Origin of the sequence: Dyadobacter luticola, assembly GCF_005860805.1 — a bacterium.
Classification (GTDB): Bacteria; Bacteroidota; Bacteroidia; order Cytophagales; family Spirosomataceae; genus Dyadobacter; species Dyadobacter luticola.
Map to the genome: position 1 here is coordinate 1,213,129 of NZ_VCEJ01000002.1, position 20,040 is coordinate 1,233,168.

Sequence of the window (20,040 nt, forward strand, 5' to 3'; positions counted from 1 at the left end):
CCCACTTACCTGGCATGATTTTCTTGAATTTTAAGCAAGACTAATTCTTAAATATCATGAACCGGAAACTTGTTGCAACCACCTCGCTATCCATTTACGCCAGCCCGTCTGACGTGTGGAGAGCGCTGATCGACCCCGAAATTGTAAAACAGTACATGCACGGTGCCATCGTAGAATCCGACTGGCACGTGGGCAGCCCGATCACCTTCACGGGAGAATGGGAAGGCAAACCTTACCAGGACAAAGGCACTATTATCGAGATCAAGCCGGAGCGGGTGCTGGGATTTAGCTTTTGGAGCCCGATGTTTGGCACGGAGGATATTGAAGAGAATTACATGCACGTAACTTACCACGTGTCGGAATATGACGACGAAACTACATTGACCATCACCCAGGATAATCTGGACACCGACGAAGACGTGGTGAAAGCCGAAGAGAACTGGATGAAAGTGGCACACAACATTAAAGACATCCTTGAAAAAGAATCCAAGCATGTTTTATAAGTGTCAAAAAGAAAGCGGACTAGTTGGTCCGCTTTCTTTTTTTGAACCTACAATTTCATACTTAGCGCAATCCGCTTTCTTGCCAGGTCCACCTCGGTAACACGCACCTGCACCTGCTGCTGCAACTTGACCACTTCATTCGGATCTTTCACAAATTTATCGGCCAGCTGAGATACGTGCACGAGGCCGTCTTGTTTGACACCAATATCGACAAAAGCCCCGAAGGCTGTAATGTTGGTTACTAATCCTGGTAGCACCATCCCGACTTTCAAATCTTCCGGTTTTCTGACCGAACTATCAAACTCAAACTTTTTCATTTCCGAGCGTGGGTCGCGGGAAGGTTTTTCCAGCTCGGCGAGGATGTCTTTTAATGTTGGCAAACCAACCGTATCCGAAATGTACTTTTCCGGCCGGATCGTTTTTCGTAATTCCTGTTTTTGCATCAAATCCTTCACCGTAGCGCCGGCATCCTTGGCCATTTTCTCAACCAAATCGTAGCGCTCAGGATGTACTGCACTGTTATCCAGCACATTAACGCCATTTTCAATTCGTAAAAATCCGGCCGCCTGCTCAAATGCTTTCGATCCGAGGCGCGGCACTTTCAATAATTGCTGGCGTGATTTGAAGTTGCCATTTTTAGCCCGAAAATCCACGATATTCTGCGCCAGAGCGGGTCCAAGGCCAGATACGTAGCGCAAAAGATGCTTGCTGGCCGTGTTGAGATTTACGCCTACGGAATTTACGCAGCTTTCCACGACTGTATCCAAAGCATTTCGCAATGAATTCTGGTCCACATCGTGCTGATACTGACCGACACCGATCGATTTCGGGTCAATTTTGACGAGCTCGGCCAGCGGGTCCATCAACCTCCGGCCGATCGAGATAGAGCCTCTTACGGTTACATCTTTATCCGGAAATTCGTCCCGCGCCACTTCCGAAGCCGAGTAAATGGAAGCACCCTGTTCGCTCACCATAAACAAGCCAATGTCCTGCGACTGTCCCGAAGCTTCCAATACCTTTTTAACGAAATCTTCGGTCTCCCGACCAGCGGTACCATTCCCCACTGCGATTGCTTCAATCTTAAATTTTTTGATGAGATCGGAAACACGAGCAGTTGCCTCATTCACTTTGTCGAAAGGATAAATGACCTGATCCGCCAGCAAATTTCCCTGGCTGTCCAGTACCACCACTTTGCAGCCGGTGCGGTATCCCGGATCGATGGCCAGCACATTCTTCTGGCCGAGCGGCGAAGCAAGTAAAAGTTGTCTGAGGTTTTCGGTAAAAACTTGTATCGCCGCCAGATCCGCTTTTTCTTTGGACAGATTACTGAATTCCGTTTCAATAGAAGGCTTCAAAAGCCGCTTGTAGGCATCCGCAATCGCATCTTCCAGCTGATCCTTGCAGGCCTCGGTACCTTTCATAAACAGCCGGTCCAGTGCTTCCAGCGCCTGTTCTTCGTCCGGGGAAATGTCCACACTCAAAAAACCTTCCTCCTCGCCTCTCCGGATCGCCAGCAAACGGTGCGAAGGAATGCGCGACAGCGGCTCCGAGAAGTCGAAATAATCTTTGTATTTGATCGCTTCTTCCTCCTTTTTTTTCTTCACCTTGGCCGTAATCACCGCGCCGCGCTGAAATGTGTTACGAATGCGGCTCCGGGCATCCTGATTTTCATTGATCCACTCCGCGATAATGTCACGCGCGCCCTGCAATGCTTCCTGCACGTTGGCTACCTGATCATTCAGATAAGATGCGGTGCGTGCCTCGGGATCGCGCTCGTTTCCGGCAAAAATCAGCTTTGCCAGCGGTTCCAGGCCTTTTTCTATGGCAATACTGGCGCGGGTTTTTCTTTTTTGTTTGTAGGGTAAATAAATGTCTTCCAGCTCGGTCAGCGAAAAAACACCTTCAATTTTCTTTTTCAGTTCAGGAGTTAGTTTGCCCTGGTCTTCGATGCTTTTCAGGATCGCTTCTCTCCTTTTTTCAACTTCCAGCTGCTTTTGCCAGAAATCTTTGATCGCGCCGATCTGCACTTCGTCCAAACCGCCGGTCGCCTCTTTGCGGTACCGGGAAATGAAGGGAAGCGTCGCACCTTCTTCGAATAATTGAATGGTATTTCTGACTTGTTTTTCGCTAATGCTGCTTTGCTGGGCAATAAGTGCGTAATTCATATCGGGTAGCTCAAATTCATGCAGGCAAATAAAACGGGTTTTTGTAGTTTTAAAAACTAAATTCCTAATCCTGTCCATTTCCTGCCGATGAAACCATTGATACTGCTATCCGCATTGCTGGCCCTCGCAATGTTTACACCAAAAGATATTCAAGCGCAAACGCCCGCCAAATTCCATGTTATCGCCTTTTTTACCGGAAAAAACGACCGGGCGCACATCAGCTTCGTGGGAGAAGCGCACAAACGTTTTCCCGAGATGGCCAAGAAGTACAACTTCACTTACGACTCAACCAGCAACTGGGACAATCTGAATGCGGAATTCTTATCCAGATACCAGGTCGTATTGTTCCTCGATACCCGACCCGATAAACCTGCCCAGCGTGAGGCTTTTCAAAAATATATGGAAAATGGCGGCGCCTGGATGGGATTTCACTTTTCGGCTTTTGCTTTGACGCCTTCGGCCTACCCACAAAATTGGGACTGGTACCACAATGTTTTTCTCGGCTCCGGTCAGTACGCGAGCAACACCTGGCACCCGACGCCGGCGATTTTAAAAGTGGAAGTTAAAGATCATCCTGCGACCAAAAATCTGCCTGATACATTCAAAACGGCTCCAAATGAATGGTACCGATGGGAAAAAGATCTGAAAGCAAACCCCGACATTCAGATTTTACTTTCAATCGATCCTTCCAGTTTTCCCCTCGGTAACGGTCCGAAGCAGCATGAAATCTGGCACAGCGGCTACTATCCGGTGGCGTGGACGAACAAGAAATACAAGATGCTTTACATGAATATGGGGCATAATGATATCGACTACGACAACAAAACCAACAAAGAGCTGTCTTTCACATTTGACAATGCAACGCAGAACCAGTTTGTGATCGATGCGCTGCTGTGGCTGGGCTCTGGGAAAAAGTAGCGACCTTGAATGATGATGGAAGAAAAAATTTCGCGTGTTTTTGATAATGGTAAAATGTCGGGCGTCACCTGGCAGGTCGACGGTATCAAGATCGGGCACAGCATTTCGAAATTCAAAGAGCTGACCAGTTTTGACGCCAGCAGCAAGGCTGATGTGGTGCGGATGCATTTCGGCATGCGAGGTGACTATATGTTCAGTTACAAACAATTGAACTCGACCTTCGACCTCATCGGCGGGCATCATAACATTATGTATTCCAGGGATTTTGACATGACGGTTTCTAACAAAACCCTCGAACTGGAAACATTTGGCATTCAATTTCCCACGGAAACTTTTATTCAGTTTACCCAAAATGCGACAGACGCTCTGAAACGTTTTGCCGAGAACATTGTCCAGGGAAAGAGTGCGATCCTTTCGAAAAACTGGGGCGCGATTGACTCCCAGATGCAGCAGGTGCTCAGCCAGATCATTCATTGCAAATTCTCCGACGAGCTGAAAAGTCTTTTCCTATTGTCAAAAAGTATTGAGCTGCTGGTGCTTTGCGCCGACAGCATTGACCTTTCTGACAGCAAGAAGGAGGTTTTTATCAAAAGCAAAACCGACAAGGAGAAGATCATTGCCGTGCGCGACCTGATCAATGAACGGGTACATTGTCCGCCTAACCTGACCGAGATTTCGCGGCACGTGGGTTTGAATGAATTTAAATTGAAGAAAGGTTTTAAGGAGACATTCAATAATACCGTATTCGGCTATTTGACGGATCAGAGGCTGAACCTGGCGCGGCAGTATTTGCTTGATACACAAAGAACTGCGGCTGAAATTTCTACGGAACTTGGCTATGCTACGCCGCAGCATTTCAATAATGCATTTAAAAAGAAGTTCGGTATGACGCCCTTTTCCGTTAGAAATAATCCGTAAAACGCAATCTGTCAACCTACTCGAGACAGTAAGTTTGCAACATTCGATTCAACATTAAACCTAAAAAAATGGCAGAACCACTGATTATCAGCAATAGCATTCAAATCGCCGCGCCTGTGGAAAAAGTATGGGACGCGCTGGTGAACCCGGAGCAAACCAAAAAGTATATGTTTGGCTGTGAGACCGTTTCCGACTGGCAGCCCGGCAGCGAGTTGCTTTGGAAAGGGGAATATGAAGGAAAGGAAATGGTATTTGTAAAAGGTGAGATCGTGGAAATTGACCCGCCTAAGTTGCTGATTTACACCACCATCGACTCAAATTCGGACATCGATGATACTTCGGAAAATTACCTTCGGGTAACTTATGAATTGATACCCGAAGGTAATGGAACGACGCTGAATGTTTCGCAGGGCGATTATAGTACCGTCGCAAATGGAGAATCGCGCTACCAGGATTCTTACAACAATGGTGAAGGCTGGAACCCGATTCTGGTTGAAATCAAGAAATTGGTCGAATCCGAATAGTTATCAGGGATTTTCTGATTCGATCACGCCTACATCTTCCTCATCAATATCCTGCGCCGGAATATCGTCGTCCATGCGTGAACCCGTGTTTGTTTCCGGGGAATCGGGACCCGGTACTAACGGCGTGGGATTGAGCGGAGGTGCCTGGCCTGGCTCATTATATTCAGGGTAAGGCACCTGTTTATCAGGCATTTCGCTTACAATGTCATTATAGAAGTCAATAATGCGGAATTCCATGAGTTGATGACGTTTGGTTTATTTCTCAAAAGAGAAAAAACTATGCCGCAGAGGAAACCCTGACTAACCCACGCGTTCCAGCAGTGCCATATAAAATCCGTCGAAACCGTCCTTTGCTACCGACGTGCGGTGCTCCGCAACCAGTTTCCACTGTTTTTTGCGGCTTTTGGTAAATCTTTTCACCTGTTCCTCCGACTCTGAGGGCAGAATACTGCACGTCGCGTACACCATTTTTCCACCTGTTTTCACCATGTCCGAGTAAGTGCTCAGAATCGTCCACTGTACCTGGCGAATGTTTTCCAGAAACTCGGGTTTGAGCTTCCATTTTGAATCCGGATTGCGCCGCAGAACACCCAAACCCGAGCAAGGTACATCCAGCAAAAGCCGGTCTGCGGTTTGAGAAAGGCTATGAATAATGTCTTCCGACTCAATCAGCATGGTTTCCAGGTTCGTCACCCCATTCCGCTGCGCGCGTTTTTTCAATTCTTCGAGTTTGAAAGGCTCAATGTCCATCGCCAGCACACTTCCCGAATTTTGAAGTAAAGAAGCAATGTGCAGGCTTTTTCCTCCCGCACCCGCGCAGGCGTCGATCACGCTCATACCCGAAGAAATATCCAGATAAGGTGCAATAAGCTGAGAACCAGCATCCTGAATTTCAAACAAACCGGATTTGAATGCTTCCGACTGCTGCATACTTTGCCGCTTATTCAAAACCAATGCATCCGGCACACCTGCGACTTCCGATACCAGGTCGGCGCCCAAGATGGTTTTCACCTCTTCCAGCGAAGTTTTCAAAGTATTCACCCGCAGCACGACTGGCGCGGGCACATTTAGTGCAGCAATTTCAAGGTCCCACTTTTTACCAAGCTCTTGCTCACAAACTTCGTCCAGCCAATCCGGCACAGACTGGGCAATTTTCCTGGTCTGCAAAGCTTCCGCATAACGTGTTTCAATGCTGATCGGATCGATTTCAGCGAATTCTGCCCAGTCAGGCAGCGTTTCGAAATGCACTTTTTGCAAATGCTGCGGTTTAATGATCTGCCAAACACCTACCAGACGCCAAAATTCTTCGGTTTCCGAGGCACTTTTCATCTCGGCGCAGTATTTTACCAGCCGCCACCAGCGCACGATTTCGTAGGTGTTTTCGGCAATAAATGCCCGGTCGCGGGCGCCCCACTTCTTATTCGATTTCAGCAGTTGCTCCACAACCCGGTCGGCTTGCCGGTTTTTAACAAAAATATCCCGGAGCGCGTCAGCGATAGCGGCTACTAAACCTTTATGCAGTTTCAAATTTGAAATTGATTTACGGATGTTATTGGAGCCTTTGGGGCAAATTAATGTCAAAGGTAGTACCAGATCCGATTTCTGAGGCAATAGTCATCGTACCATTCAGGCTGCCGATCAAATGTTTTACCAGCGCAAGTCCGAATCCATAGCCTTGCTCGCCACTGGTACCATCTGTGGTTGAGGCAGTTCCGTCCAAAATCGCCCGGATACCTTCCTCTTTCATCCCCACGCCGGAATCTTCCACCCTGATGTGCAGATTAGGTCCCTCAGGATTTAACGCAAGTTCCAGATCAACAGTCACAAACCCATTTTCCGGTGTGAATTTCATGGCATTCGAAATCAGGTTGCCTGTGATTTGCAGCAGCTTATTCCTTGAAAACGAGATTTTATCAGTTTGTTTGCTGATCCGCACCTTGAAATGGATCTGCTTGTTCATTGCCTGCGGCAGGTAGAGCTTTTCCAACTTATCCTTAAAAATTTCCAGGTTAAAGCCACCACTATTCACCAGTGTAGATTTCGATGCCGACTTATCCTTATGCGAATCCAGGATTTCTTCCGCCAGGTCCAAAATCGAATTACTGCTTTTATGAATCAGGTTAATGAATTCCAAAACTTCATCCATCTGGTTGCTATCTCCCTGATCCTGAATGATTTTCGACAAACCGATAATGCCCCCAAGTGGTCCCCTGATGTCATGCGCCACTTTTTTCTGCGTTTGCTTTGCTTCCATCAGCTTGGCTTTCAACCCCTCCATTACCCGGTGCGTTTTGAGCCTGCTGACAATTTCGTCGGCAATGATCTTCATCAGCTCAATTTTCTCCGGATCCAGCACGACCCTTTCCTGATCCAGCACGCATAACGCGCCAATGTTCAAGCCTGCGCCCGTGCGGAGCGGGATACCGTAATAATATCGTACATTCGGATCACCCGTCACATACCCTTTGTCCTTAAAACGGTCATCAGCACTAAGATCCGTCACTTCGAAAGAATCATTGCTCATAATGGTATACTGGCAGACTGACTCTTCGCGTGCCATCTGGTCAAGATCCATTCCATAGTTTGAAATAGTCCATTGCGTGAGCGAATCAATGAGGTTTACCAAAGAAATACGTGTGCCGGTTACTTTGGCGGCCAGTTTCGCCAGTTCCTGAAATGTTTCCTGATGATCAGAAAAATCAACGTCGAACTCTGCCAGGGACATCAGCCTTTCCATTTCGTTGGCTGGGATGGGTGGATTGTTATTCACGAATAGAGGAATTGAAAAAAGTTTGGTTCTGTTCAAAACAAATTTAACCTAACAATTAATTCTACCCAAACTGTGGAGGTCATTTATCGGCCTTCTAAATTGGGCGCCTGCCTGTCAGTAGCTTATATAAAACATTCAGGCTTCGGAAACCTAATCTTGGAATAATTCTGTTTCCTTATCAAAATAAGAGTTGTATATTGTAGCAGTCTACCGAGGCTATTTATAGTACTTATTGAAGCGGCATCAGAAAGTCAAAAATGTCTAACAGCGTTAATAAGTATTTCTAACATTGTTAAATAAGTAGCAACTGTAAGATTTATTGGTTTAAACGCCGAATTAAAGCATTTACTATTTTATAGTTGCATTTCGGTAATTTTGTAGTTCAACTTCAAATTGAACATTTTCCAGATATAAAAATTGTACTCCGCAGGAATGTCAGTCAATACTCGAATGTATAAAATCATTTTTACCATACTTTTTCTATCAGCATATCAGTTTGCATCGGGTCAAAATCTGCCCGGCGATAAGATTGTTGGTGAGTGGATGAATGAAGAAAAAGACAGCAAAATTGAAATCTATAAAGTGGGCAGCGAGTACTTCGGAAAGCTTCTCTGGACGGATGAGTTATTTGAGGCAGATGGAGTTACCTCCAAAAAAGACGTACGAAATTCGGACGAAAAACTTCGCACCCGCAACCTGCTGCAAGTCGACATCCTCCAAGGTTTTGTTTTTGATGAAGATACCTGGGACGACGGAAAAATGTACGACCCTAAAAGCGGGAAAACATACAACTGCATCATGAAACTGCGGGAAAAACTATTGGAAATCAGAAGCTATATAGGTATTCCACTCTTCGGTCGATCTACATACTGGCAGCGTCAGCCTAAGGAACAGTTGTAGCGTACCTCCCCTACGCCACTTAGCAACGACACCTTTGAGAATCGTGCAAGATCTTTTCATTGATTTCTGAGGCATTTAGGCTGACTAAACCGGTTCTTTGATATTTTTGCGGCAGACACTTTCTCCGCAAAAAATGAACCGTTTCGACCGCATTACTGCCATCCTGATCCAGCTTCAATCCCGCAAAATTGTAAAAGCCCAGGACCTGGCCGAGCGCTTCGAAATCAGCCTCAGGACAGTTTACAGGGACATTAACTCGCTGGCAGAAGCCGGTGTGCCGATTGTTGGGGAGGCGGGTGTGGGCTATTCGATCATGGATGGCTACCGCCTGCCTCCCGTCATGTTTACGCGGGAAGAGGCGCGGACATTCATCACAGCTGAGAAATTGATGGAGAAATTCACAGATATCTCCACGCAATCGCATTATCAGTCGGCTATGTTTAAGATCAAGGCGGTTTTGAAAAGCAATGAAAAATCGATGGTGGAAAACCTCGAAAATCACATTGAGATCCGGCACAACAACCAGCTTTTTCATAAATCAAACAGCAACACGCTGGATACATTGTTGAAAAGCATTTCCGAAAAGAAAATCGCGAAAATCTATTACGCCGCCATGAATGCCGATGATCCGATGGAGCGGGTGATCGAGCCGGTGGGGGTTTATCACGAAAATAATTACTGGTACACAGTCGCTTACTGCTATTTGCGGAACGATTACCGTAATTTCCGCTCCGACCGCGTCCTGCGCTGCGAGCTTACGGAGGAGCCTTTTAAACAAAAACACGCGCCGCTGAAAGATTTTATGCACAATCCCTGGGGCCCTGAAACGGTGCGGCTTATCCGGATCAAAATTGAAAAGAGGACAAGCCGGTACATTCGGGAGCAGCGCAATACTTACGGTTTTGTTTCGGAAATTAATAAAGGGGATTTTGTTGAAATGTCCTTTTTGAGCCCGTCCCTCGAATGGTTTGCCCGATGGTATCTCATGATCGCACCCAGCGCCTACATTCTCGAACCCGAATCTTTAAAAACCGTCGTAAGAAACCTGGTTGAAAAGATTTCCGAAAACATTCAGTAGCAGCGATGAATTCAATCCACATTCTCGGAATTTCTGGCAGTCTCCGCGCAGACTCCACCAATACCATCATTCTCAACAGTTTCCAGGAACATTTACCCCGGCATGTTACCTTTGAAATCTTCCAGGGCCTGGGCGAATTCCCGCATTTCAGCCCGGAATTGCAGGATACCGAGCCAGTGACCCGTTTTAAAAATGCCATCCAGCAAGCGTCGGGTGTCATCATTTGCACCCCGGAATATGCGTTTGGCGTACCAGGAACATTGAAGAACGCGCTGGATTGGACGGTAGGTACAGGCGACTTAAACGACAAGCCGCTCGCGGTCATCAGCGCATCGCCACTCAATTCCGGCGGTGACAAAGCACTTGCCTCCATCCTGCTCACGCTGACCGCCTTAGGTGCAAAAAGAAATGAACATTCAGCACTTTCAATTCCCAATATCAAGCAAAAAATACGGGACGGTAAAGTCACCGACTCCGAGACGATCAGCCTGCTGAAAGCACAAGCCGAGAACCTGATGGAACTTATTTCAAGCGTTCAAGGCTGATTTACTGATATAGTTCAATTTATTATACGGCAAACAAAAGACTACTATTCTGGTAGTCTTTTGTTTTGTTATTGATACATTTGGGTTTTATCCACCATAACGTTTCCAAACCATGAAATTTGAAACCTTACAACTCCACGCAGGACAAGAGCCTGATCCAGCTACAAACTCACGTGCGGTACCCATTTACCAGACGACTTCGTATGTGTTCAACAATGCCGAACATGCGGCAAACCTCTTTGCATTGAAGGAGTTCGGAAACATTTACTCGCGGATCATGAATCCGACGAATGATGTTTTTGAGAAAAGAGTGGCTGCTTTGGAAGGCGGAGTAGCGGCACTTGCCACCGCATCGGGACATTCGGCACAGTTTATCGCGATCAATAACATTACTACGGTCGGTGACAATTTTGTAACGACTTCTTTTCTCTATGGCGGGTCCTACAATCAATTCAAAAATTCTTTTAAAAATATCGGGGTAGAAGCCCGTTTTGCCGACGGTGACGATGTGAGCAGCTTTGAAAAGCTGATTGACGATAAAACCAAGTTCATTTATTTGGAAACGATCGGTAATCCAAGTTACAGCGTGCCCGATTTCGAAGCATTTGCTGCACTGGCAGCCAAATATGACCTTCCGCTCATCGTAGATAACACATTTGGTGCGGCCGGCGCGATCTGTCAGCCCATCAAACATGGGGCGCATGTGGTGGTACAATCGGCGACCAAATGGATCGGCGGCCATGGCACATCCATCGGCGGCGTGATTGTGGATGCGGGAACTTACAATTGGGGAAATGGTAAATTCCGTCAGTTTACCGATCCAGCCCCCAGTTACCACGGGCTGGTTTACAATGATGTCTTCGGCATTGGCGGGCCATTTGGCAACATTCAATTTATTATCCGCGCACGTGTTGAATGCCTGCGGGACTGGGGCCCTGCCCTATCTCCATTCAATTCATTCTTGTTTTTGCAGGGTCTTGAAACGCTTTCCCTTCGCGTAGAACGTATTGCCGAAAATGCGCTCAAACTGGCGCAGTGGCTGGAAACGCATGAAAAAGTGGAGAGCGTCAATTATATCGGTCTAGAAAGCAATAGATACAACGCACTGGCCAAAAAGTACCTGACGAGAGGATTTGGCGGTGTTTTATCTTTTACATTAAAAGGCGATAAAAGTCAGGCCGAGAAATTCGTGGACAATCTGAAAATGATCAGTAATGTTGCCAATGTCGGCGACGTAAAAACATTGGTGATCCATCCTGCATCTACAACCCATTCGCAACTATCCGAACTGGAACAAATCTCAGCGGGCGTTCACCCGACACAACTCAGGATTTCACTGGGAATCGAACACATCGACGATATCATCGCGGATGTAGAACAGGCGATTGGTGCAATTTGATTTTGAATGAATGAATTTTGAATGAGTGAATACATCATGTTGTATTCACTCATTCAATCAAAACTCACTTCGTCTTTCCTTCCAGCGCAAACATAAATGCGTACCTCAGTGCTACTTCTTTCAGGTAGTCGAACCTGCCCGAAGAGCCTCCGTGGCCAGCGTCCATGTTGGTGTGGAGCAACAAGACATTCTTATCGGTTTTATGTGTTCTTAATCTCGCTACCCACTTGGCCGGTTCAAAATACTGCACCTGGCTATCGTGCAGACCGGTGGTCACCAGCATATTAGGGTACGCCTTTTTCTCCACATTATCATAGGGAGAGTACGATTTCATGTAATCATAGGATGCTTTATTTGTCGGGTTTCCCCACTCGTCGAATTCGTTGGTTGTCAGCGGAATGCTTTCATCCAGCATGGTGGTGACCACATCTACGAAAGGTACATCGGCGATAATGCCGCGCCAGAGATCCGGACGCAGGTTGGTGATAGCGCCCATCAGCAAGCCACCCGCGCTGCCGCCTTCCGCAAATAAATGTTTGGACGAGGTGTAGTTTTCTTTAATCAAAAACTCGGCGCAGTCTATGAAATCATTGAATGTGTTCTTCTTCTTGAACATTTTGCCATCCTCATACCATTTCCGCCCCATTTCCTGGCCGCCGCGAATGTGCGCGATCGCAAAAATAAAGCCTCGGTTGAGCAGAGAAAGCCGGCCGCTGCTGAAACTCGCATCGGTGCTATAACCGTAAGATCCGTACGCGTAAAGCAGCATCGGGGTATCGGCGCTTTTGGGCATGCCTTTCTTATAAACCAGCGAAATCGGCACCTTTACCCCGTCGCGTGCTGTTGCGTATAGACGCTCCGTCACGTACTCGTCCGGGTTGTAGCCGCCTACTACTTCCTGCCTCTTTTTCAAATCTTTCTTCTTCGTTTCCATGTCGTAGTCGTAAACCGAGCTAGGCGTGGTAAGCGAAGTATAAGTGTAGCGCAGGTTTTTGGTATCGTATTCCGGATTTCCAGAGGCGTAAACATCATAGGCCGGTTCGCCGAAATCGACATAATGTTCCGCATTCGTACGAATGTTACGGATGCGCAGCTGCACAAGCCCGTTTTTACGCTCCTGCACTACCAGAAAGTTCTTGAACACATCAATATCTTCCAGCAACACATCATTTCGGGTCGGGATCACATCCTTCCAGTTTTCCACGCCGGTTTGTTCCACCGGTGTTTCCATCAGGCGGAAATTCAGCGCGTCTTTGTTGGTCAGGACCAGGAATTTGTCGTCCTGGTGATCAATTTCGTACAAAACGTTTTTGATCCTCGGCTGAAAAACCTTGAACTCACCATCCGGCTTATCCGCATCCAGAATGCGGTACTCCGACGACATGGTCGCCCGCGAGCCAATCATAATGTACTTTTCAGACTTGGTTTTGCCGACGCCGATGTAATTACTCTTGTCCTTTTCAGCATAAACCACCACATCCTTTCTTGCATCTGTACCCAATGTATGCCGCTTGATTTTCTCGCTCAGCAGCGTTTTCGGGTTTTTAGAAGTATAAAAAAAGGTCTTGTTATCATTGCCCCAAGGATAACCGGGTTCGGTGTTATGGATCTGGTCAGGCATCATTTCACCGGTTTCCAGGTTTTTGATCTGCGCAATGTACTCGCGGCGCGAAACGGTATCCACCCCGAAAGCCAGCAGTTTATTGTCAGGACTTATGCTGAAACCCGACGCGGAATAGTAAGAATGTCCCTCCGCCATTTTGTCCACGTCGAGCAAAATCTCCTCCGGCGCGTCCAGCGTACCTTTTTTCCGGCAGTATTTGAAATATTGTTTACCCTCTTCGCTGCGAGTGTAGTACCAGTATCCATCATTGTAAACCGGCACCGACTCATCCTTTTCCTTGATGCGGCCCTTCATTTCAGCAAACAGGTCTTCCTGAAACTTTTTGGTGCCCGCCATCATGGTATCGGTGTATGCATTTTCGGCAATCAGGTAATCCACGACCTTCGTACTATCCGGACCTTTACTGAAAAAATCGGCCATCCAGTAGTATTCATCATTTCTTTTGTCGCCATGCATGCCAGTTTCATGGTCTTTCTTTTCTGCTACGGGCGGCTTCACGTCCGGCCATTGATATGCTTCTTTCACTTCTTTATTTTGATTACAGGAAAAAATTAGAACAGCTAAAAACGGTAAAATGATTCTCATTGCGCGTCAGGTTTATGATATTTTCAAAATGGTGTATACTTTTTAAATGAATTCTACTTTTAATTTTATTTAAATGTGCAAAAAGTTTTGAATGGCAGTAATGGTGATAGCTTTTACCTCCAATCTACAAAAATCCCGCTGCAATCGGTTTCACTCGGGGAACTACGCTATATTTGAATTTAGATAAAAATTGGCCTCATGGACAAACCCGTTCACAAACTATTTCTTCTTGACGCGATGGCGTTGATCTACCGCGCACATTTCGCGTTTATCAAAGCACCCCGCATAACTTCAAAAGGACTGAATACCAGTGCGGTTTTCGGATTTACCAATACATTGCTGGAAGTTTTACAAAAAGAAAAACCCACACATCTCGGCGTGGCATTCGATACCTCTGCGCCGACATTCAGACACGTGCAGTTTGAAGCCTACAAAGCCCAGCGCCAGGAGCAGCCCGAAGACATTACCGTGGCGATACCACTCGTGAAGCGACTTTTGAAAGCGATGTGCATTCCTATTTTGGAACTGGATGGGTATGAGGCCGATGACGTGATTGGAACCATCGCGAAAGAGGCGTCGCGAGAAGGATTCGAGGTGTTTATGATGACGCCGGACAAAGATTACGGGCAGCTGGTGGAAGAGCACGTGTATATGTATAAACCTGCTTTTTTAGGAAATAGCGCAGAAAAACTGGGGGTACCCGAGATATTGGCGAAATGGCAGATCAAACGGATCGACCAGGTGATCGATATGCTGGGACTGATGGGTGATGCCGTCGACAACATTCCGGGCATACCGGGTGTAGGTGAAAAAACCGCGCAAAAGTTGATCGAACAGTACGATACCATCGAAAATCTGATCACCCATGCGGACGAAATCAAGGGAAAACTGGGCGAGAAAATCCGCGAAAATTTTGACAAAGCCATCCTGAGCAAGCAGCTTGCAACGATCGATTGCCAGGTGCCGGTTCCATTCGACGCGGAGGACCTCACGATGTGCGGCCCCAATGTGGATCTGGTCGTGGAGCTTTTTGATGAACTGGAATTCAAAACTTTGAAGCAGCGGGTACTTGGCATCAGCGCGACCGGCCAGCTCTCTCCCGTAATAGCAAGACCTGGCGCACCTGCCAAAGAAAAAAAGGGACAGCTGGACCTTTTTGGCAACCCGACCGAAGAAGTTGGGAAACAACCGGCGATCATCAGCGAAGGTATCGCCGACGATGACGCGCCGGAGCAAGCCTATGAAGACCTGAAAATACCTACTACCAGACGGAAGATTGACAATACATTCCATAGATACCATACCGTCGACACGCCGGAGCTGATGAAAAGCCTGGCCTATTATCTCGGTTTGCAGGACGCATTTTGTTTTGATACGGAAACCACTTCGCTGGATACGATTGACGCGGAGCTGGTTGGACTATCTTTCTCTTATTTGGCAGGAGAAGCATTCTACATTCCAGTGCCTGCTGACCGGGAAAAAGCGCTGGAAATTGTTGAGCATTTCCGCGCGGTTTTCGAAAATGAGAACATTGAAAAAATCGGGCAGAACATTAAGTATGACCTGCTGGTTTTGAAAAATTACGGCATCGAAGTACACGGAAAAATGAGCGATACCATGCTGGCACATTACCTGCTGGAACCTGACAAACGCCACGGCATGGACATTCTCGCAGCTTCTTACCTCAATTACGAGCCGGTATCGATTACGACATTGATCGGTAAAAAAGGCGTAAAACAAGGCACAATGCGCGACGTGGCGATCCCTGAAATCACACAGTACGCCGGGGAGGATGCAGACATTACTTTTCAGCTCAACGAGATTTTCTCCAAAGAGCTGCCGAAAGTGAATGCTTCCAAACTGTTTTACCAGGTGGAAATGCCTTTATTGAAAGTGCTGGCGTCGATGGAAAGTACGGGTGTGCGGTTGGATATCAATGCATTAAGGGAAATGTCGGGCGTGCTGGAAATTGATTTGCGGCAGACGGAATCGGAGATCTACGAGGCAGCTGGCCAATCCTTCAACATTAGCTCGCCGAAGCAGCTGGGTGAAGTGCTTTTTGAAAAAATGAAATTGATCGAAAAGCCTAAGAAGACAAAAACCGGGCAATATGCGACCGGTGAAGACATTCTTTCGGACCTGGAAGCGAACCACGTGATCGCGCGAAAAATCCTGGATTACCGGGAGTTGCAGAAATTAAAATCGACTTATGTAGATGCATTGCCGCTGCTGGTAAATCGTGGCACTGGCCGCATTCATACTTCTTATAACCAGGCCGTGGCTGCTACGGGTCGTCTGAGTTCTACCAACCCGAACTTGCAGAACATTCCGATTCGCACCATCCGCGGCCGCGAAATCCGCAAGGCATTTGTGCCCGATACCGACGATTTCCAGATCCTTTCGGCGGATTACTCGCAGATCGAGCTGCGGATCATGGCGGCATTCAGCGGGGATACGAGTATGACGGAAGCATTCAACCAGGGCCGCGACATTCACGCGACCACGGCCAGCAAAGTGTTTGGAGTACCGCTGGAAGAAGTGACTTCGGATATGCGACGTAAATCCAAAATGGTCAATTTCGGCATCATTTACGGCATTTCAGCCTTTGGTCTTTCGCAGAGGTTGGGTATCCCGCGCGGCGAAGCGAGCGAAATCATCCGGGCATATTTTGAAGAATTCCCGGCCGTAAAGGGATACATGGACCGGATCGTTAACAACGCCCGCGAAAAAGAATTTGTAGAAACTATTTTAGGCCGCCGCCGCTACCTGCCAGACATAAATTCAAGAAACCAAACCAACCGCGGCTACGCGGAACGAAACGCCATCAACGCCCCGATCCAAGGCTCCGCGGCCGATATGATTAAAGTTGCGATGATCAACATTCATGACTGGATGGCCGCGGAAAAACTGAAATCAAGGATGATCTTGCAGGTGCATGATGAACTCGTCTTCGATGCGCATCGGGATGAGATTGATTTGCTTAAAGAAAGGGTCGATGAGCTGATGCGGAATGCGATTCCGATGGCAGTAAGGATGGAAACGGGGATTGGTGTTGGTGCGAACTGGCTGGAGGCGCATTGATGCGCCTCCAACCGGTAATTTCATCCTATTTTTTAACAAACTTAAATCGGCTTATGCTGCCGTCTTGTTTCTCCAATGAAAGAATAAAAACGCCGGCCGGCAGTTGTTTTGTGCTTATTTCAGAACCCGGATTTCCGGCGGATTTGTAGATTTCCTTTCCATTGATGTCTAATATCTTAGCTGATGAAATAAGCTCCGCACCAGGTATTCTTACGTTTTCGGTGACCGGATTAGGATAGATGCTTGCCTCCGAGACGTTTATATTTTTCACATTGATAATTTTTGAAAAAGTAAATGTGTTGTCGATATCTACCATCTTTAAACGATAAAGATTACGCTCATTTAGAGGATGCTTATCCGTGAAAGTGTATTGAATAGTGGACCCGCTTTGCCCTTGCGCATTCACTTTACCAATGGTCGCCCAGGAGCGCCCATTATATCCGGTTTGAATTTCAAAAGACTTACTGTCAACTTCTGAAGTAGTCGCCCAGGTCAGTTGCACGTTACCGTTATCCAAACGCATTCCTTCAAAATTAACAAGTTGTACGGGCAGCGCTTCGATGCACATTTCTTTAAGCTGAGCTTTAGTAGTACAACCTTCGCCGTTACCCTGAACGAACCAATTTATATATTCTGCACCATCTGTGAGCGCTGCATGGCAAACAACCTCATTGGAACAATCGGTCAACAAGTCATTTTGTACCAATTCAAGCCGGAAATAGGCCTCTCCTAAGACACGGTCATCGACAAATTTCACATTGTCAATAGCGTCAATGTTTTCCAGACTGGGATTAGAAACTAGGCTCAGGCTCATCATTTCTTTCACATTTTCCAAACCGTGCAGGTTAGTCAGCGTAGACGCTCGAAGATTCAGTGATCCCATGAAAGTTACGTTGCTGAGCGGCTCCAATGAGGCGATAGGTGACTCATTAATCATAAAGCCATATTCAATGCGTTTCAGACCTTCCAGTCCGGCAAGACTTGTGAGTGAAAGACATCCCGCAATTCCGAGATTAGAGACCTCGACAAGATTTGATAAAGCAGATAAACTTGTCACATCGACATAAGCCAAATACAAGCTGTAGAGCTTAGTCAGATTGCTAAGTCCATTCAAGTTCGTGATCGATGGGCCATCGACTGTAATGCTATGGCCAAACTCCGTACAATTCGGATAAAGTATTTTAAAATTATCAAGCTGGGCTTGTGAGCCTATCGTCAGATCGGATGTTGGACATTGCGCCATAACACCAAAAATCGAAAATACTGCAAAACCAATAGTGAGTAATATAGTTTTCATGTTAGTATGTTTAAGTTGGTTACATAGAGAGCATAAAAATTGCCTTTCCTACTCCCGTCATAAAAAAGGTCTGGAAGTTGATTTCCAGACCTTTAATCATTTATAAAAAACTACCCTCCTACTTCGACAACCAAAGTGCCTGATTAATATCATCCTTCCCAGCAAACTGGCTCTGAATCGCAGCTTTATAGTTCGCTTCGTTAGTCGTACGCTCGGTGTATGGGTATTGCCAGCGGACGGCGATGCGGCCGGAGTTGCCGGTTCCTACGCCGGTCATGAATTTTGGAAAACCGGTGCGGATGTAGTTGAAATAGGCTTCCATACCCGAGTTCATGAAGAATGCCAGGTACTTCTGCGTTACGATCTGCTCGATGCCCGAAATGTTGTTTCCCGCGTATTTTACCAGTGGCTGCGCGTAGTAAGTATTGAAATCGAAGTTGATGGTGTAGTTCACGAAATCAGATGTGGCGCGGCCTCCGGTTTTGGAGTACGTCATCGTCAATGTGCCTGTTTTTACACCGTAAAACTCCTGCGAAGCGACGATACCTTTTTTGTACCAGTCTTCGGCGCTGCCGGTGGCCCAGCCGCGTGCGATACCTTCCGCAATGTTGAAGCACATTTCAGGATAACCCACAAGGAAAGTGCTCTCACCTACGTAGTTAGAATAATATCTCGACCGGCTCTGGAAAGAATATTCGCCCGGCGCAAAACCTGCACCATTATCTTTTCCAGCTTTATTGGACATATCCGAAAGGTCCTCGCCTGAACTTGCTGCAATGAATGCGGAGAAATCAGACGGCTTTTTACCTGCTTTCAACTGCGCACCGGCAGGCTCGGTCGTAACCATCACGCGTGGATCCTGGCGGGCAGTCAGCAAACCAACATAAGTCTGCGCCATGTTCTGGCGGGTCGCGTCGAAACCGAAGTTATCCGGGTTCGATGGGTACTTATTGAATGTGTTGGAAACAAATTGCAGGTTATCCGCCATGCCCGACATCAAAGGATATTTAGTCGGGTTGGTCAGCATTTCGGCAAATTGCGCTTTTACATTCATGCCGGCTTCTGCTTCTTTTTTACTCAAACGGATCAGAATACGTAAACGCAGCGCGTTCACCACTTTCTGCCATTTAGCCAAGTCGCCGCCCAGGTAAAAATCACCTGCCAGCGAGTTGTTACCCTGCGTGATCAGCGATGCAAACTCTGCATTTGACTGATCCAGCAAAGAAAGAATCTGCATATACACATCCTTCTGAGAGTCATATTTCGGAGTCAGTGTTTCAAGCCCTTTCAAAGCCTCGCTCACAGGAATGTCTCCGCCACGAACCGACATTTGGTCGAAAAAGAATGCGCGGAAAAACTTGCCCGCCGCCGTGTAAGGGTTGACATCAGCCAAACCAGCGCGCTTGGCCTCTTCCTCCATTTTCACTACATTTTTCAATGTTGAATAGTGGTCTACAAAAGATGACCAGGTATACTCATTGTTTCCATAGTAGTTGTAATTGATCGCGTAAAACTGGTTCCAGCGCATTTCATCGCTGAAAGGTCTTCCGGTATCGTCATACATATCAAACTCGATGCCTTGTAAAACCAGTGACGCGGGAGCAGTTACAGGCCGGTTCGGATCTTTTTCGAGTTCTTCAAAGCTTCTCTCGCAGCCCGTCAGCGACAGGGCAAAAGCAGCGCACAATCCGATAAGTTTATGATTGAATTTCATTGTTCAGAATGGGATTTTT

16 protein-coding genes are annotated in these 20,040 nt (G+C 46.9%); 9 read left to right on the forward strand and 7 right to left on the reverse strand.

What is annotated here, in order from left to right; translation table 11 throughout:
* Positions 1-56: 56 nt before the first annotated feature.
* Complete coding sequence (locus tag FEN17_RS05150; RefSeq protein WP_138364209.1) at positions 57-503, forward strand: SRPBCC family protein; 447 nt, start codon at positions 57-59, stop codon at positions 501-503.
* A gap of 47 nt (positions 504-550) precedes the next feature.
* Here FEN17_RS05150 and FEN17_RS05155 read toward each other — a convergent pair whose 3' ends face one another.
* A complete protein-coding gene (locus FEN17_RS05155) occupies positions 551-2,668 on the reverse strand; it encodes a Tex family protein (RefSeq protein WP_138364210.1) in 2,118 nt (705 codons plus the stop codon).
* Between the two features lie 87 nt (positions 2,669-2,755).
* Between FEN17_RS05155 and FEN17_RS05160 the strand changes: the two genes are divergently transcribed.
* The 3 genes from FEN17_RS05160 (at position 2,756) to FEN17_RS05170 (ending at position 5,028) form a co-directional block, all read left to right on the forward strand.
* Positions 2,756-3,586 carry a ThuA domain-containing protein gene (locus tag FEN17_RS05160; protein ID WP_138364211.1) on the forward strand — a complete coding sequence of 277 codons (831 nt, stop codon included), beginning with the start codon at positions 2,756-2,758 and terminating at the stop codon, positions 3,584-3,586.
* A gap of 9 nt (positions 3,587-3,595) precedes the next feature.
* Positions 3,596-4,504, forward strand: coding sequence for a helix-turn-helix transcriptional regulator (locus tag FEN17_RS05165; protein WP_138364212.1), 909 nt, complete (start codon positions 3,596-3,598; stop codon positions 4,502-4,504).
* Positions 4,505-4,572: 68 nt separating this feature from the next.
* The gene (locus FEN17_RS05170; RefSeq protein WP_138364213.1) at positions 4,573-5,028 is read left to right on the forward strand and encodes an SRPBCC domain-containing protein; all 456 of its coding nucleotides are present in this window, start codon (positions 4,573-4,575) and stop codon (positions 5,026-5,028) included.
* Between the two features lie 3 nt (positions 5,029-5,031).
* Here FEN17_RS05170 and FEN17_RS05175 read toward each other — a convergent pair whose 3' ends face one another.
* The 3 genes from FEN17_RS05175 to FEN17_RS05185 form a co-directional block, all read right to left on the reverse strand.
* Positions 5,032-5,265 (reverse strand): hypothetical protein, encoded by a 234-nt coding sequence (locus tag FEN17_RS05175; protein ID WP_138364214.1) that lies wholly within the window; start codon positions 5,263-5,265, stop codon positions 5,032-5,034.
* A 63-nt stretch (positions 5,266-5,328) separates the two neighbouring features.
* Positions 5,329-6,555 (reverse strand): RsmB/NOP family class I SAM-dependent RNA methyltransferase, encoded by a 1,227-nt coding sequence (locus FEN17_RS05180; RefSeq protein WP_138364215.1) that lies wholly within the window; start codon positions 6,553-6,555, stop codon positions 5,329-5,331.
* 22 nt (positions 6,556-6,577) lie between these two features.
* Positions 6,578-7,798, reverse strand: coding sequence for a GAF domain-containing sensor histidine kinase (locus FEN17_RS05185; RefSeq protein WP_229208697.1), 1,221 nt, complete (start codon positions 7,796-7,798; stop codon positions 6,578-6,580).
* 432 nt (positions 7,799-8,230) lie between these two features.
* Here FEN17_RS05185 and FEN17_RS05190 point away from each other — a divergent pair, with 432 nt between their 5' ends.
* The 4 genes from FEN17_RS05190 to FEN17_RS05205 all read left to right on the forward strand — a co-directional run bounded on the left by FEN17_RS05190 (position 8,231) and on the right by FEN17_RS05205 (position 11,720).
* A complete protein-coding gene (locus FEN17_RS05190) occupies positions 8,231-8,698 on the forward strand; it encodes a DUF2147 domain-containing protein (protein ID WP_229208698.1) in 468 nt (155 codons plus the stop codon).
* Between the two features lie 133 nt (positions 8,699-8,831).
* Positions 8,832-9,776 carry a helix-turn-helix transcriptional regulator gene (locus FEN17_RS05195; RefSeq protein WP_138364216.1) on the forward strand — a complete coding sequence of 315 codons (945 nt, stop codon included), beginning with the start codon at positions 8,832-8,834 and terminating at the stop codon, positions 9,774-9,776.
* A 5-nt stretch (positions 9,777-9,781) separates the two neighbouring features.
* Positions 9,782-10,321: an NADPH-dependent FMN reductase gene (locus FEN17_RS05200; RefSeq protein WP_138364217.1), complete on the forward strand. Its 540-nt coding sequence runs from the start codon at positions 9,782-9,784 to the stop codon at positions 10,319-10,321.
* 112 nt (positions 10,322-10,433) lie between these two features.
* Positions 10,434-11,720: an O-acetylhomoserine aminocarboxypropyltransferase/cysteine synthase family protein gene (locus FEN17_RS05205; protein WP_138364218.1), complete on the forward strand. Its 1,287-nt coding sequence runs from the start codon at positions 10,434-10,436 to the stop codon at positions 11,718-11,720.
* Positions 11,721-11,784: 64 nt separating this feature from the next.
* On the opposite strand, the gene FEN17_RS05210 is transcribed toward FEN17_RS05205, so the two are convergent.
* Positions 11,785-13,929: a S9 family peptidase gene (locus FEN17_RS05210; RefSeq protein WP_138364219.1), complete on the reverse strand. Its 2,145-nt coding sequence runs from the start codon at positions 13,927-13,929 to the stop codon at positions 11,785-11,787.
* A gap of 198 nt (positions 13,930-14,127) precedes the next feature.
* Between FEN17_RS05210 and polA the strand changes: the two genes are divergently transcribed.
* A complete protein-coding gene (polA, locus tag FEN17_RS05215) occupies positions 14,128-17,010 on the forward strand; it encodes a DNA polymerase I (RefSeq protein WP_138364220.1) in 2,883 nt (960 codons plus the stop codon).
* A gap of 25 nt (positions 17,011-17,035) precedes the next feature.
* Here the strand turns inward: polA and FEN17_RS05220 are convergent, their stop codons facing one another.
* The gene (locus FEN17_RS05220) at positions 17,036-18,307 is read right to left on the reverse strand and encodes a T9SS type A sorting domain-containing protein (RefSeq protein ID WP_138364221.1); all 1,272 of its coding nucleotides are present in this window, start codon (positions 18,305-18,307) and stop codon (positions 17,036-17,038) included.
* Positions 18,308-18,425: 118 nt separating this feature from the next.
* Entirely contained in the window at positions 18,426-20,021 is a 1,596-nt protein-coding gene (locus tag FEN17_RS05225; protein WP_138364222.1) for a SusD/RagB family nutrient-binding outer membrane lipoprotein, read from the reverse strand.
* Between the last annotated feature and the right edge of the window lie 19 nt (positions 20,022-20,040).

What these genes read in the sequence shown, in the direction of transcription:
- FEN17_RS05150 (WP_138364209.1), top strand. Translation starts at nt 57, where the DNA reads ATGAACCGGAAACTTGTTGCAACCACCTCGCTATCCATTTACGCCAGC.
- FEN17_RS05155 (WP_138364210.1), bottom strand. Translation starts at nt 2,668, where the DNA reads ATGAATTACGCACTTATTGCCCAGCAAAGCAGCATTAGCGAAAAACAA.
- FEN17_RS05160 (WP_138364211.1), top strand. Translation starts at nt 2,756, where the DNA reads ATGAAACCATTGATACTGCTATCCGCATTGCTGGCCCTCGCAATGTTT.
- FEN17_RS05165 (WP_138364212.1), top strand. Translation starts at nt 3,596, where the DNA reads ATGATGATGGAAGAAAAAATTTCGCGTGTTTTTGATAATGGTAAAATG.
- FEN17_RS05170 (WP_138364213.1), top strand. Translation starts at nt 4,573, where the DNA reads ATGGCAGAACCACTGATTATCAGCAATAGCATTCAAATCGCCGCGCCT.
- FEN17_RS05175 (WP_138364214.1), bottom strand. Translation starts at nt 5,265, where the DNA reads ATGGAATTCCGCATTATTGACTTCTATAATGACATTGTAAGCGAAATG.
- FEN17_RS05190 (WP_229208698.1), top strand. Translation starts at nt 8,231, where the DNA reads ATGTCAGTCAATACTCGAATGTATAAAATCATTTTTACCATACTTTTT.
- FEN17_RS05195 (WP_138364216.1), top strand. Translation starts at nt 8,832, where the DNA reads ATGAACCGTTTCGACCGCATTACTGCCATCCTGATCCAGCTTCAATCC.
- FEN17_RS05200 (WP_138364217.1), top strand. Translation starts at nt 9,782, where the DNA reads ATGAATTCAATCCACATTCTCGGAATTTCTGGCAGTCTCCGCGCAGAC.
- FEN17_RS05205 (WP_138364218.1), top strand. Translation starts at nt 10,434, where the DNA reads ATGAAATTTGAAACCTTACAACTCCACGCAGGACAAGAGCCTGATCCA.
- FEN17_RS05210 (WP_138364219.1), bottom strand. Translation starts at nt 13,929, where the DNA reads ATGAGAATCATTTTACCGTTTTTAGCTGTTCTAATTTTTTCCTGTAAT.
- polA (WP_138364220.1), top strand. Translation starts at nt 14,128, where the DNA reads ATGGACAAACCCGTTCACAAACTATTTCTTCTTGACGCGATGGCGTTG.
- FEN17_RS05220 (WP_138364221.1), bottom strand. Translation starts at nt 18,307, where the DNA reads ATGAAAACTATATTACTCACTATTGGTTTTGCAGTATTTTCGATTTTT.
- FEN17_RS05225 (WP_138364222.1), bottom strand. Translation starts at nt 20,021, where the DNA reads ATGAAATTCAATCATAAACTTATCGGATTGTGCGCTGCTTTTGCCCTG.